Annotated in this window: 1 protein-coding gene; it reads right to left on the reverse strand. The window is 51.9% G+C overall.

Features of this window, described 5'->3' with window-relative positions:
- Positions 1–80 precede the first annotated feature (80 nt).
- Positions 81–260: hypothetical protein (locus SB775_RS30960; RefSeq protein WP_410865096.1), on the reverse strand; the 180-nt coding region annotated here is incomplete at its 5' end.

The following is a 260-nucleotide window of genomic DNA, read 5'->3' on the forward strand; positions in this document are numbered from 1 at the left end:
CTTGCGACTAGCGCAAGCCGATAGCACGCTCTATTGCTTCTTGGCGGGCCTGGAGAATCTGCCGTCGCTCCGCTTCGGAATCAACCGCAAATTGAAGTAGATATTCGAAGGGATCGATGCCCAAACTTTTGCAACTTCCCCAAGGCGGTAGCAGCTTCGATTCGGCGGAGTTCGTCAAGATCAGCACCAATGATATTGGCAACTTCTTGAGATAACTTGTCGACACGTGCCCTGGCCGCAGGAAATTGTGACAAGAATCG

This window comes from Peribacillus sp. SIMBA_075 (genome assembly GCF_046534585.1).